The organism is Kitasatospora sp. NPDC036934 (assembly GCF_055608425.1).
The window spans coordinates 72,110-83,979 of the sequence record NZ_JBVJQR010000029.1 but is presented as its reverse complement, the minus strand read 5'-3'; the positions used below and the strand labels follow the sequence as shown (position 1 = coordinate 83,979).

Below are 11,870 nucleotides of genomic sequence, written 5' to 3'. Positions count from 1 at the left end.
GTCCTCGACGAAAACAACACCGTCCTCCACACCGAACTCGTCACCGAAATCGCCAACGAACCGAACTACGAAACCGCCCTCGCCACCCTCAACTAACCCACCCCACACCCACACCCCCCCAAAGCCCGGCGGCCGGGACACACAGAACCACCCACCCCCACACCCCCGGCCGCCCGGCACCCCGGCACCCCGGCACCCCGGCACCCCGGCACGGCACAGTAGCGCCACAGACACAACGCCAGTTGCCGCCAACTAGCCTCCAACTCAAGCGACCTGACCGCCTGTTACTGTGCGCACATGGACGATCTCCACCCCGTCGCCTGGCCGCCCGAGCCGATCAGGACCGCGAGGCTCGTGCTCCGTGAGCCCGCGGCCCGGGACCGCACGGCGTTCATCGAGTTGCACGCCTCCCCGGAGGTGCACGCCTACCTCGGCGGCCCCCGTCCCCGTGACGAGCTGGAGCGCGAGATGCCCAGAGTGCCCGAGCGGTGGCCGGGGAGCTTCGTGGTGGATCTCGACGGGGCGATGATCGGCCAAGTGCTGCTCAGAAGGGCAGCCGGGGACAGGCGCCCGGCTGCCGCTGGGCGGGCCGATCTCGGCTACCTGTTCCTGCCGCAGGCCTGGGGGTTCGGTTACGCCGCCGAGGCGTGCGCAGCGGCGCTCGACTGGCTCGCCGAAGCGCTTCCCGGCGAGCCGGTGGTGCTCACCACCCAGACGGCCAACGTCAGTTCGATGCGTCTCGCGGCGAAGCTGGGCTTCACCGAGGTGGAGCGGTTCGAGGCCTGGGACGCCGAGCAGTGGCTCGGCATGCGGCCCCCGCCGCGCCGGGCAGTTCAGTGAGGGTTCGACGCCGTTCGCTCGGCAGTGACTACCGGATGGCCTCGCCCTCGAGCGCCGGCCCGGCCGCGGCCCAGTAGCCGCTGTTCGTCGGCCGGCGCGAGCGCAGGTCGTCGCGGACCTGCCCGGCGAGCCGCCGGGTGTCCCGCCGGTTGACGGTCGCGCCGATGCCCGCGCCCAGGAGCAGTGGGGTCATGGACGGCAACCGGCGCATCCAGCTGCGGGTGAGTCGGCGGCGCACTTGCTGGCGCACCTCCGCGCCCAGGGCGAGCGCCGCGAAACCGGCCGGTCGGGCCAGCAGCATCGCGTCGATCCCCCGGCGGTTCGCCCAGGCGCCCAGGTAGGCCCCGGCCCGCTGGGTCGCGCTGCCCTGTGCCGGGACGCCGTAGACCTCGTGCAGCTCGGCGATCAGCTTCACCTCCACGGCTGCCACCGCGAGCGTCTCGGCCGCGATCTCCACCGGCATCGCGGGCGGTACCGGCAGCATGGCCGCCGCGCCGACGCCCGCGCCGAGCGCGGCGGAGGCCCGGGTGGCCCCGGCGATCAGCAGGTCGGCCAGGCCTTCGGGGTCGGCCGCCTCCGGGTGCTGGGCACGGAGGGTAGCCAGGTCGCGGACCGGGATCCGCGGTGCCGCCCGGATCAGTTGCTCGGCAAGCGCCTTGCCCCCGAGCGCCGCTCCCCTGGCCGCGAGCCGGCCGCCGCTGCCCAGCCGCCGTGCCACGCCGGCCACCAGCGCCCGGCCCCGGCCGCGCTCCGCGTGGTACTCGGCGACGCGCCAGGCCCCGGTCGGGCGCTCGGCTTCCTCGACCAGCTCGGCCAGGCCCTCGGCCAGGCCCTCGGCCGTCGCGGGACCGGCCCGGGCGACGGCATCATCGGCGAGGGCGGCGTCGGGTGGCGCCGGTTCGGCCCCCGGAGCCCTGGGATCCGGGCGGCCCGGCCGCGTGAAGCGGCCCGGTTTGTGGAAGAGTGCCATGCACTTCGGGTACCCCGTCCGTCCGCTCGGCACGCCCACACCGGGGCTCCGGCTCACGCCCGAGCCCCGTGACGATCGCCGACCCACCGGTTACCCTTCGTGACCACCAGGGCGCCCATTCTCCTACCCGTTGCCGATGGTGACCTGGGCGATGATCCCGAGGACCTCGGTGTCGTCCAGGTCGAGCAACGAGGCGCGGACGGCCGCCGGATCGCCCGCGGCGTAGCCGTTCTGGTTCGGGCTCGTGACCGGGACGACGGCCGTCACCGTCGCGCCCGTGCAGCTCGGGGTGAAGCGGGCGGCGCCGAGGGCCCCGGAGCGCCGGACCTCGGCGGTCACGGTCGCGGACCTGACGAAACCGCCGGCGTCGCAGGAGTACCCGATGGTGACGGTCACCGTGCTCGCGGCGCCGCCGGAGACGGCCGCGCCGTCGACCTGCACCCCGGTCCCGGCGTGCGCCTGAGCTGCACCGAGCAGCATCCCCGCAGCTATGGCGCGTATTCGGTCGTGATCAATGGGTTCGGGTGAGGCCCTTGATCCAGATCATCGCGCCCAGGAGGTGAAGGCCGGCGAGGTAGCTTTCCGGGGTCTTGTCATACCGGGTGGCGATGCCCCGCCGTGCCTTCAGCTTGTTGATCAGGCGCCCGACGGTGTTCCGCCCTTTGTAGAGCTCGGCGTCGTGGCTGACGGGCCAGCCGCCCCCGTCGACCATGGCGAGAGCAGCCGGAATACCTTGAGGGCCAGCAGCACCACACCTGTCGAACCCAGCAGTGCCACTGCACGCTCGGCGTACCCCACGCCCGCGTGCCCCTTGAGCCCGATGAGGCAGAGGAGACCGACGAAGAACAGCGGGCTGGCGGCCAGCGTCGGCCCGGACCATCCTCGCCAGGCCGGAATCGCGCGGAAGCGACTTGCCAGGACGGGCGGGGCGATCACCATGACGACGAAGCCGACCAACGAGCCGACGAGGTGTGCGGTGGCATGCCAGGAGCCCGCCAACGGATCGGCGGGACACCCCGGTTGCGCCGCCCGACAGTCCAGCCGGAAGACCAGGCCGTCGACGGAGTCCAGCCCCCACGGTGACGCGGCCAGCAACCAGGCGCCGGCAGGCGGTCGGTTCCCGGGGCCACCAAGCGCGGGGGCCAGCGCGAAGAGGGCAAAGGCGATCGTGGCGATGCCGGCGACGGCCTCTGTGGCCAGAATGGGCCACGGGTGGTGAGCCGTCAGCGCGCCCAGCTCGCTGATGGTGCCCGCTGAGGTCGTATAACCGTCGCCCTCCGCAAGGGTGCCGAGGAACCACGACGCGGTGAAGACCACCTGTGCTGCGATGGCACCCACGGCTAACATCCGCCCTGGCTCACCCCCGAGCCGGTCGATATTCATGATACGACTGTATCATCAGCAGGAGGTAGTCGAGAAGTGTCAGCCCGCGTCGACCATGAACAGCGCCGAACGCAGATCGCCGAGGCGCTACTGCGGATCGCCGACACCAAGGGCCTGCAGGCAGCGAGTATGCGCGTGGTCGCCGCCGAGGCCGGCGTGTCACTGCGGCTGGTGCAGTACTACTTCCACACCAAGGACGAGCTGCTGATGGACGCGCTCACCCGGCTCAGCGCGAAGCTCCAGACCCGCATGCAGAAGCGGATCGCCGCAGCGGGCAGTCCGCCGACACCGCGCAGCATCGTCACCGCAATCCTCACCTGCATCCTGCCCACCGATGCCGAGAGCCGCCGGATCACCCGCACCTACGCCGCCTATTACACCCTGGTCCTCAGTGAGCCCAGCCTTGCCGCGCAGCACGGCACCACCTATCCGGACATGCTGGAGTCGTTCCTGGCCAAGCAGATCCGCACCGCCCAGCAGGCCGGGGACGTCGCCGCCCACCGCGATCCCGAGCTGACGGCCGCCGGCCTGCTGGCCATGACCAACGGCCTCGGCTCCAGCGTGCTGGGCGGACAGCGCACCGGCGAGGCTGCCCTGACGATCCTGGTCCGCCACCTCGACGAGCTGTTCCGAACCGAACCCTCTTGACGGCCCATCAGTTCGGGAGTCATCCTTCGCGTGATACATGCGTATCGTCAGAATGCCGGCTCCTCGAACGAAGGGCTGTTGAATGGCAAGGTCTTCGATACTCCTGGTGGGCGCGCTCCTCACCGCCCTCGCGTTACCCGCTGCGCCAGCCGCCGCCTCACCGCAGGACGCGGTCGCGGCCACCGACTCCGGGCTGGTACGCGGCACCACGCATGACGGATACCGCACCTTCCAGGGCATTCCCTATGCCGCGCCACCGATCGGCGACCTGCGCTGGCGGAACCCGCAGCCGCCCGCGTCCTGGGCGGGCACGCGCCAGGCGACCGCGCCGGGCAGCCCGTGCCCGCAGGGAAGCGTCGGCAACGAGGACTGCCTGTACCTCAATGTGACCGCACCGGCCGGGGCCGGTCGGCGACCGGTGGTGGTCTGGCTGCACGGAGGCAGCTTCACCTCAGGCGCCGGAAGCGCGTACGACCCGCACCGGATGGCGGTCACCGGGGACGTGGTGGTGGTGACCATCAACTACCGACTGGGCGTCTTCGGATACTTCGGATACCCCGGACTGGCCGACTCCGGCACCTTCGGCCTCGCCGACCAACAGGCCGCACTGGGCTGGGTACGCCGAAACGCGACCGCCTTCGGAGGCGATCCCGGGAACGTGACACTGGCCGGAGAGTCCGCCGGCGGAATGAGTGTGTGCTCGCAGCTGACCTCTCCGTCGGCCGCCGGCCTGTTCGACAAGGCAGTGATCCAGAGTGGATCCTGCCTGATCGACTACCCGAAGGACCTGTTCTGGCCGCACATGGCGGCCGGCTCGCCCTGGACCAGCAGCGCCGCGGTCCAGGCGGCCGGTAGCGCCCTGGCCGGCCAACTGGGGTGCGGCACCCTCGACTGCCTGCGCCACAAGTCCACGGCCGAACTGGCCACCCCGACTGCGACGACGACGTTCGCCAAGCCCGCCTACGACAGCCCGCTGCTCCCGACCGAACCGGCCGCAGCCCTGCGGGAAGGCCGATTCCACCGCGTCCCGGTTCTCGAGGGAGGCAATCTCGACGAGCACCGCGGCTGGGTGGCAGCCTTGAACGGGTCGATCACCCCGCAGAGTTACCCGCACATGCTCGCCGACAGCTTCGGCGACCAGGCGACCAGGGTCGCCGATCGCTATCCGCTCACCAACTACTCCTCGCCCGCGCTGGCCTGGGCCGCCGTCGCCACCGACCGCATCTGGTCCTGCCCCACCCTGACAGCCGACCGACTGCTGGCCCGGCACACCCGGCTCTACGCCTACGAGTTCGCCGACCGCGCCGCGCCTCCTCCGCCCGGGTTGCCGCCCGGGTTCCCGTACGGCGCCTACCACGGCTCGGAGCTGCCCTACCTGTTCGACGTCAAGGGCCTGCCGGTCAACCTCACCCCGGACCAGCAGCTGTTGTCCGACCGGATGATCCGCTCATGGGCGGCCTTCGCCACCACCGGTCACCCCTGGCCCAGGTTCCGGGACTCCGAGGCACTCGACTTGAAGCCCGGCCCGCCTCAGGCCGTCGACCTCTCCACAGAGCACAATTGCGACCTGTGGGCCCAGCTGTCCTGACAGCGTGGCACCGCGAGCGCCGGCGTTCCCTCACCAGCCGGGGGACGAGTGGCGGACGACGAACTTCCGCAGGAGAAGGACGAGGTGGCCATTGGCGGGCGTGTGCGCCACCTCGTGAGCAGACCACTTCAGACCTAACGAAGTGCTACCCGGGCGCGTATTCGGTCGTGGTCGATGGGTTCGGGTGAGGCCCTTGATCCAGATCATCGCGCCCAGGAGGTGAAGGCCGACGAGGTAGCTTTCCGGGGTCTTGTCATACCGGGTGGCGATGCCTCGCCTTGCCTTCAGCTTGTTGATCAGGCACCCGACGGTATTGCGCTCCTTGTAAAGCTCGGCGTCATGGCTGACGGGCCTGCCACCCGCGCGGTCAGGATGAACACCAGCGGGCGGCATTTCGGTCGCCGGCGCAATGGACCTTGCTGGTCTGCCCGCCCCTGGAGCGTCCACGCAGGGCTTCCTTCAGTCGGAGCCTGTGCCGGCGCCGGATACGTCGTCGTTCCTCCCGTTTCATGTCGCCTGAGGTGCCCCGCCCGTCTTGTTCCTCCAGGCCTCCCCGTTACCTTTTGTCTGGCCTTCTCCGCCTCCTCGGCGGCTTTCTCCAGGGCGGCCATGGTGTCGGACTCCAGGTGCATCCCGGCGGCGCCGTGGTGAGCCCGCACAGTCGTGGAGTCCTGCCGGAACCGATTGGAGACGGTTGACCACGCACCGAACTCCTTCGGCTTCTCCCGCCACTGCCCGCCCGTCCGGAATCGCCAGATCACGCCCTCGAACTGCTGCCGCAGCCGTTGCGGGTACGGGCCGAACTCGCCGATCGGCAAGTACGGCTCGATCAAGACCCACTGCGCGACAGTCAGTTGCGCTCGTGTCACGTACTACTGTCTACCGGATCGGGACCGCGCGAAGGTGAACCGCGAAGGTGAACCGCGAAGGTGAACCGCGCAGATTGATCACGACCGAATACGCGCCCTGAGTCCCGTCTGACAAATGACCATTCTGTGCGCGCATCGGCAGGGCACGGCACAATCGGGCCATGGGAACGACTATTCGAGGATCCGTGGAGTGCCGTACCTGGGGCTCCGGCCTCAGCATCGAAGAGACGGCGTGGTACTCGGCCATCGAGCTGTCCATGCTCGGTATGACCAGGGACTACAGCGCCTTTGCCTGCCTCTTTGGTGTTCGGGACCTCAGCGGCCACTGGCGACCGGTCGCTGCCGACCGTGGGCTGCCTACTGACATTTCGGAGGGCACTCGTGCCGGGCATGCGTCGTGGGGTGAGACGGCGTTCGGCGCCACCTGGCTGGGCTGGAACGAGATCCTCGCCATCGACTGGGACGAGCCGGCAGTCCCCCGCGCGACCAACATCGCCCGGTACCGACGGCTGCCGGATGGCACGCTGGAGTTGGTGCGCCGAGGGGATTGGAGTCGGGGGTTCGCAAGGGTAAGCGGCATCGACCCCCTGGGCGTCGACTCCGACCACATCGGTGAACTGTGGGCCGAGGGAACCGAATGGGACACCGGCACCACGGTCTTCCGCGCTGAACGCGCCAGGCGCCGCGACGCCGTCCCCGCCGACGGTCCGTGGCGGCCGGTGTGGACCGTCATGCGCGCCCTCGCCGGCGTTCACGGCGACCAGAACGTCCGGCTGGTCGTCTGGTTCGAGGAGTAGTCCCTTCCGTCTCACTCAACCGATGATCACGCGGGCTCCCGGAGCCAGAGGATCAGGGAGGCCAAGACGAGTCCGGCGCGGTGGGAACTCCCGCCAGGCACTGCGGGCGCGGGTAGCGTGACCGGATGGATCACACCGGTCAGGACCAGCGATACCGCCACGCATCCTCCTTCGGCGCCGCAGCGGCCGCCTACGCCGAACACCGCCCGGACTACGCGCACGCCGCCGTGCGGTGGGCGCTGGAGGCCGTGCCCGGCGCCCCGCGCCGCCCCCGGGTGCTCGATCTCGGCGCCGGAACGGGCAAGTTGACGGCCGCACTGCTCGCACTGGGGGCCGAGGTCATCGCGGTGGAGCCGGATCCGGCGATGCTGGGCGAGTTGCGCCGGGCGTTGCCGGACGTCCGGGCGCTGGCGGGCAGTGCCGAGGCGGTTCCGCTGCCGGACGGGTCCGTCGACGCCGTGCTGGCCGGCAATGCCATGCACTGGTTCGACATGGCGGTCGCGGGGCCCGAACTCGCCCGGGTGCTGGTACCGGGTGGGGTCCTGGCCGGGCTGTGGAACGTCCTGGACGACCGAGTGGGGTGGGTCGCCGGGCTGGCGCGGGTGAGCGGGCCCGAAGCGGTCGGGCCGCGTGACACGCCGGACAGTTGGCGTGTCGAGACGGCCGCCGCGCACCTTCCGAAGGGTGGTGGAGCGGCCCGGTTCGGCGGGGCGGAGCAGGAGGTGTTCCCGCACGGGCAGCCGCGCACCGCGGACTCCCTGGTCGCGACCCTCGCCACCCGCGCCGGGGTGCTGGTGATGCCGGACGGGGCGCGGGCGGCCGCGCTGAGCCGGATCCGGGAGTTCCTGGTAGGCCGGCCGGAGACCGCGGACGGCGGCTTCACCCTGCCGATGCTGACGGCCGTGCTGCGCACCCGGCGGCTGTGAGACCCCGCATCGCCCGGGGCGCGGACCGCCGAAGCGATGCCCACGCCATGGCCGCCAGCTGCCGGCCGTCAACTCGGCCGCTGGGCGGCCGTGGCGGTGGTGGTGGGGCAGCGCGGCGCGCGTCCGGAGGTCGATGTGGACCGCCGTCCCCCGGTCTCCTACGAGGCCCGGGAACGCCCCCACCTGCACGGTGGCATCGGCGGGTACACGGAGAACGCCCGGGCGCGGGTCGAGGACATCGCGGTGGACCCGGCGGAGCAGCCCCCCGGCCCCGACGGGGACCATGGAACGCCCCCGCCCCCGCCCCCGCCACCGCCACCGCCACCGCCACCGCCACCGCCACCGCCACCGCCACCGCCACCGCCATCGCCATCTGTCGACGCCAACGCCAGGGCAGAGCACGGTGGTTGACCGTCTCCGGCCCCGATCGACGGAAGGCATCCGGACGTGATCGGCTACTGGATCACCGTGGTGAGGACGGCCCCGGGGAGTTCGACCACGCCACCCCCGAGGCCCGCAGCACCACGCTCCTCGGTCAGCGGGAGATCGGCGTGGCAGGGCTGGACTGGCTGGAGGAGTTCGTGGCGGCCGGGCGGGCGCAGCGGCTGCTGAACGGCGGCTACCCCAATCGGTGCGCCACCACGGCCCGGCACGTCCGGCAGCTGTTGGCCGAGGGCACCGTGCCCGGCGCGGGGCACGGGCCGTTCTCCCGGCTGTACCGGATGGCGCTGCACCTGATCCGGATCGCCGCCTGCCCCGACGACGAACGGCTCACCTTCGAGGCCTGGGACAAATCCTGACCCCGGCCGTCCGCCGAAGCGCCGGCCGGGCCAAGAGCAGTGCCGCCAGCAGGGCCGAAAGCCGGTTCGTCAGCCGGGACACCGGCGCTCGTCGGGCGGGAGGGCGGCGGCGACGCAGTCGAGGACCCGCTCCAGCCCGTGCTGGAACTGCTCGTCGCGGCTCAGCCGCGGCCGGCGCGCCTCCATCGCGATCCTGCCGAAGATCGGGTACTGCCCACTGTCCAGCAGCCGTTGGACGTACGGGTAACTGCGCGCCAGCCACTCGGCCTCGCTCAGGCCGCTGCGGCGGACCTCCTCGGTCCAGCTGACCTCGTCGCGGGCGGCGCTCTCGACGTAGCCGTTGAGGAGGGCCATAAGGCCGAGGTTCTCGTCGATCGGGACGTGGCCGTCGAGGACTCCCATCACCCCTTCGACCAGCCGCAGTTGGTTCGGTCCGAAGCCGGGCAGTGCGCGGTGCGCGGTGCCGATCCACGGGTGCCGCAGCCACATGGCGCGCAGCCCGTGGGCGTAGCGGGTGAGGTCGGCGCGCCAGTCGCCGGAGGGCAGGCCCTCGATGTCGATCTCGCCCATCAGCCGGTCGGCCATCAGCTGGATCAGGTCGTCGCGACTGGGGACGTAGCGGTAGAGCGACATCGCGCCGGCGCCGATCTCGGCGGCGATCCGCCGCATGGTGGCGGCCTCCAGGCCTTCGGCGTCAGCGATCCGGACGGCGGCCTCGGTGATCCGGGCGCGACTGTAGGCGGGTTTGGGCCCGCGGGCGGGGCGCTCGGGCCGCATCCAGATGTTCAGGTACTCGGCTTCGGTCACCCTCGGTCCTTCTGGTCCGTCTGGTCCTTCTGCTTGCGTACACGGTACCCAGTAATTTAGCTTGGCCGACATGACCGCGTACAACGTACTCAGTCCAGGGGTGGAGTGATGACGGCCGGAGCCGACGGGCCCGCGCCCGTCACCGCCGAGGAGCGTGACACCGCCGAGGAGCGTGACACCGCCGAGGAGCGTGAGACCGCCGTCCGGCGGCTGCAGGAGGCGTACGCCCAAGGGCTGCTCCCGCAGGAGGCGTTCGAGGATCGCCTGCACCGGGCGCTCACCGCCGACGGCCACAGCGAACTCGCCGAATCGCTCACCGGACTCCCCGAGCCGCCCCCACCGGTCACGGCCACCCTCACCGGTGCCACCCTCGGCGGGCGGATACGACGGCGCGGCGCCTGGGAGGTCCCCCGGACGCTCACGGTCGCCTCCGCGCTCGGCCGGGTGCGCCTGGACCTCTCCCGGGCAGTCATCGACCACCCGGTGGTCGACATCGAGCTGCGGCTCGGCACCGGCGGAGCCAGCATCACCGTCCCCCGGGACGCGGTCGTCGACCTCGCGGGTCTGCACGCCGGCCTGAAGGAGCCGCGCTACCGCCCCCGCCGGCCCGCGCGCCCGGGCGGCCCGGTCATCCGGATCTCCGGGGTGGTCGGGCTGGGACGGCTGAGGGTCCGCCACGCCCGATGGTGAGACCCCACCCCACCACGGCACGACTCAGCGGACGGCCGTGCACCGCCCCGATCAAGCCGCCGGCCAGGTCCGCTCTCGCAGACCCGCACCAGCGCGACGGGCAGGGCGGTGCGGGAGACGAGGACTCATCGCGTCGGGTGTCGGCGGTACGCCCGCCGATCTACCGACGCCCTACAAGTACGGCCAGGCCAGGGCGAATTCCTCGCGCACTCCGCCGTTCCCTGGCATGATCCGGTCTGCACCCGGACGCGAACGGTCCGCCGGGCGGCCCGCTTGCGGCCGGGTGCGGATGGAGCTGGCGGACGGGGTACGACCGGTGGGGGGCATGCCGATGAACGCACGGACAGCACGGACAGCACGGACCGCACGGACAGTGCACACCGTACGGACAGCACGGACGGCACACACGGTACGGACACCACCGGGGGGCGACGATGCCTGAGGACTCCGTCCCCATCCAGGACGCCAAGCCGGAACCCGAGCCCCGGCCCGAACTCCCGACCCCGCAGCCCAAAGCGAAGCCGAAGCAGAAGCCGAGGCGCAACGTCGGCGAGCTGCTCCGGACCGTCATCCCGGCCGTGCTCGTCGTGCTCGGCCTCGGCCTGACGATCCTCGGCTTCGTCCGGTTCATCGGCACCTTCGAGGAGACCCGCGCCTACCGCGCCACCCCGGTCTGCACCGCGGACGCGAAGCCGGGCGCGGACTGCGTGACGCTGGAGAGCGGCCGGGTGAAGAAGAAGGAAAAGGAGATCGGCTCCGACTCGACCGACTACATGCTGACGGTATCCCGCGAGACGGCGCCCACCGGTCGCTACTCCGTCGGCAACGCCTTCTACAACGACGTGACGGTCGGCACCGACGTGGACCTGAAGATCCTGCACGGCAAGGTGTTCGAGCTCAGCTACCACGGACACCGCTACCAGCCCGTGGACACCCCGTACCTGACGATCGCCGGGTTCAGCGCGATGATCGGGTTCGGGATGATCATGATGGTCGCCGGCGGGCTCGCCGACCTGCAATTCATGGCGGCGCTGGCTCTGGCCTACGCCGTCGGCGCGTCGATCGCCACCTCGATCGGCTCCATGCTGCTGATCTCCCTCCAGTGGCCCCTGTTCGTCACCCTGCCGATCTCCGTCCTCTGCTGGCTGATCGTGGCCGCCATCACCCGTAGCACGTTCGAGCAGTTCTGACCCCGCACGGCGGTGCCGTCCGGCCCCCACTACGCTCTTCGCATGACCGTGGCGCCACACCCGCCCGAAGCCGGTGAAGCCTACGACGAAGAGGCCGAGCCGGTCCCGAGCGAGGAGCTGGCCGCCGACCCCGTCTTCTGCTTCGCCCACCTACTCCTGATCCTGCATCACGACGGGGACGAGCCGGAGGCCTGTGGCGTGCCGCAGGAGGCCACAGTCCCCGGCGGGTGCCGCTCGCGCTCGGCAATCAGCGAGGAGCAGGCCCTGGTGCTAGCGGAGGCGCTCCAGGGGCGGCGACCGGCTGGGGCATGATTGTCAGGTCCCGAACAAGGGAAGGGGCCTCCCCACATCCGCCGCCCACC

13 protein-coding genes and 2 pseudogenes are annotated in these 11,870 nt (G+C 71.3%); 9 read left to right on the top strand and 6 right to left on the bottom strand.

The features are described from left to right. Positions 1–297 precede the first annotated feature (297 nt). Positions 298–840 (top strand): GNAT family N-acetyltransferase, encoded by a 543-nt coding sequence (locus ACZ7BZ_RS32005; RefSeq protein WP_470361390.1) that lies wholly within the window; start codon positions 298–300, stop codon positions 838–840. A gap of 28 nt (positions 841–868) precedes the next feature. Here ACZ7BZ_RS32005 and ACZ7BZ_RS32000 read toward each other — a convergent pair whose 3' ends face one another. The 4 genes and pseudogenes from ACZ7BZ_RS32000 to ACZ7BZ_RS31985 all read right to left on the bottom strand — a co-directional run bounded on the left by ACZ7BZ_RS32000 (position 869) and on the right by ACZ7BZ_RS31985 (position 3,157). Next, on the bottom strand, positions 869–1,810 hold the full coding sequence (locus ACZ7BZ_RS32000; RefSeq protein ID WP_470361389.1) for a hypothetical protein: 942 nt from the start codon (positions 1,808–1,810) through the stop codon (positions 869–871). A 123-nt stretch (positions 1,811–1,933) separates the two neighbouring features. Beyond that, the gene (locus tag ACZ7BZ_RS31995) at positions 1,934–2,290 is read right to left on the bottom strand and encodes a hypothetical protein (protein WP_470361388.1); all 357 of its coding nucleotides are present in this window, start codon (positions 2,288–2,290) and stop codon (positions 1,934–1,936) included. A 31-nt stretch (positions 2,291–2,321) separates the two neighbouring features. Next, positions 2,322–2,510: pseudogene (locus ACZ7BZ_RS31990) on the bottom strand (IS5/IS1182 family transposase); the annotation flags it as partial. Next, on the bottom strand, positions 2,447–3,157 hold the full coding sequence (locus tag ACZ7BZ_RS31985; RefSeq protein WP_470361392.1) for a DUF998 domain-containing protein: 711 nt from the start codon (positions 3,155–3,157) through the stop codon (positions 2,447–2,449). The gene ACZ7BZ_RS31985 and the pseudogene ACZ7BZ_RS31990, both read right to left, overlap by 64 nt. Positions 3,158–3,229: 72 nt before the next feature. On the opposite strand from ACZ7BZ_RS31985, the gene ACZ7BZ_RS31980 reads away from it, so the two are divergent. Together ACZ7BZ_RS31980 and ACZ7BZ_RS31975 are read left to right on the top strand one after the other, a co-directional pair. Further along, a complete protein-coding gene (locus tag ACZ7BZ_RS31980) occupies positions 3,230–3,841 on the top strand; it encodes a TetR/AcrR family transcriptional regulator (RefSeq protein ID WP_470361387.1) in 612 nt (203 codons plus the stop codon). 82 nt (positions 3,842–3,923) lie between these two features. Continuing rightward, positions 3,924–5,429, top strand: a complete 1,506-nt coding sequence (locus ACZ7BZ_RS31975; protein ID WP_470361386.1) for a carboxylesterase/lipase family protein — start codon at positions 3,924–3,926, stop codon at positions 5,427–5,429. Positions 5,430–5,606: 177 nt separating this feature from the next. Here ACZ7BZ_RS31975 and ACZ7BZ_RS31970 read toward each other — a convergent pair. Beyond that, a pseudogene (locus ACZ7BZ_RS31970) lies at positions 5,607–6,298 on the bottom strand (transposase); the annotation flags it as partial. 161 nt (positions 6,299–6,459) lie between these two features. Here ACZ7BZ_RS31970 and ACZ7BZ_RS31965 point away from each other — a divergent pair. The 3 genes from ACZ7BZ_RS31965 to ACZ7BZ_RS31955 all read left to right on the top strand — a co-directional run bounded on the left by ACZ7BZ_RS31965 (position 6,460) and on the right by ACZ7BZ_RS31955 (position 8,821). After that, positions 6,460–7,095 (top strand): hypothetical protein, encoded by a 636-nt coding sequence (locus tag ACZ7BZ_RS31965; RefSeq protein ID WP_470361385.1) that lies wholly within the window; start codon positions 6,460–6,462, stop codon positions 7,093–7,095. Positions 7,096–7,220: 125 nt separating this feature from the next. Beyond that, the gene (locus ACZ7BZ_RS31960; protein WP_470361384.1) at positions 7,221–8,021 is read left to right on the top strand and encodes a class I SAM-dependent methyltransferase; all 801 of its coding nucleotides are present in this window, start codon (positions 7,221–7,223) and stop codon (positions 8,019–8,021) included. A gap of 551 nt (positions 8,022–8,572) precedes the next feature. Continuing rightward, complete coding sequence (locus ACZ7BZ_RS31955; RefSeq protein WP_470361383.1) at positions 8,573–8,821, top strand: hypothetical protein; 249 nt, start codon at positions 8,573–8,575, stop codon at positions 8,819–8,821. A 69-nt stretch (positions 8,822–8,890) separates the two neighbouring features. On the opposite strand, the gene ACZ7BZ_RS31950 is transcribed toward ACZ7BZ_RS31955, so the two are convergent. Further along, positions 8,891–9,628 (bottom strand): TetR/AcrR family transcriptional regulator, encoded by a 738-nt coding sequence (locus ACZ7BZ_RS31950; protein ID WP_470361382.1) that lies wholly within the window; start codon positions 9,626–9,628, stop codon positions 8,891–8,893. A gap of 108 nt (positions 9,629–9,736) precedes the next feature. Here ACZ7BZ_RS31950 and ACZ7BZ_RS31945 point away from each other — a divergent pair, with 108 nt between their 5' ends. From ACZ7BZ_RS31945 to ACZ7BZ_RS31935, 3 genes are all read left to right on the top strand, one after another. Beyond that, complete coding sequence (locus ACZ7BZ_RS31945; RefSeq protein ID WP_470361381.1) at positions 9,737–10,318, top strand: DUF1707 SHOCT-like domain-containing protein; 582 nt, start codon at positions 9,737–9,739, stop codon at positions 10,316–10,318. Between the two features lie 434 nt (positions 10,319–10,752). After that, positions 10,753–11,508: a hypothetical protein gene (locus tag ACZ7BZ_RS31940; protein WP_470361380.1), complete on the top strand. Its 756-nt coding sequence runs from the start codon at positions 10,753–10,755 to the stop codon at positions 11,506–11,508. Positions 11,509–11,550: 42 nt separating this feature from the next. Then, on the top strand, positions 11,551–11,820 hold the full coding sequence (locus ACZ7BZ_RS31935) for a hypothetical protein (protein WP_470361379.1): 270 nt from the start codon (positions 11,551–11,553) through the stop codon (positions 11,818–11,820). Positions 11,821–11,870 lie beyond the last annotated feature (50 nt).

Excerpts from the sequence above, each read along its gene's own strand:
- ACZ7BZ_RS31985 (WP_470361392.1), bottom strand. The coding sequence starts at position 3,157 with ATGTTAGCCGTGGGTGCCATCGCAGCACAGGTGGTCTTCACCGCGTCG.
- ACZ7BZ_RS32005 (WP_470361390.1), top strand. The coding sequence starts at position 298 with ATGGACGATCTCCACCCCGTCGCCTGGCCGCCCGAGCCGATCAGGACC.
- ACZ7BZ_RS31945 (WP_470361381.1), top strand. The coding sequence starts at position 9,737 with ATGACGGCCGGAGCCGACGGGCCCGCGCCCGTCACCGCCGAGGAGCGT.
- ACZ7BZ_RS31960 (WP_470361384.1), top strand. The coding sequence starts at position 7,221 with ATGGATCACACCGGTCAGGACCAGCGATACCGCCACGCATCCTCCTTC.
- ACZ7BZ_RS32000 (WP_470361389.1), bottom strand. The coding sequence starts at position 1,810 with ATGGCACTCTTCCACAAACCGGGCCGCTTCACGCGGCCGGGCCGCCCG.
- ACZ7BZ_RS31935 (WP_470361379.1), top strand. The coding sequence starts at position 11,551 with ATGACCGTGGCGCCACACCCGCCCGAAGCCGGTGAAGCCTACGACGAA.
- ACZ7BZ_RS31965 (WP_470361385.1), top strand. The coding sequence starts at position 6,460 with ATGGGAACGACTATTCGAGGATCCGTGGAGTGCCGTACCTGGGGCTCC.
- ACZ7BZ_RS31995 (WP_470361388.1), bottom strand. The coding sequence starts at position 2,290 with ATGCTGCTCGGTGCAGCTCAGGCGCACGCCGGGACCGGGGTGCAGGTC.
- ACZ7BZ_RS31940 (WP_470361380.1), top strand. The coding sequence starts at position 10,753 with ATGCCTGAGGACTCCGTCCCCATCCAGGACGCCAAGCCGGAACCCGAG.
- ACZ7BZ_RS31975 (WP_470361386.1), top strand. The coding sequence starts at position 3,924 with ATGGCAAGGTCTTCGATACTCCTGGTGGGCGCGCTCCTCACCGCCCTC.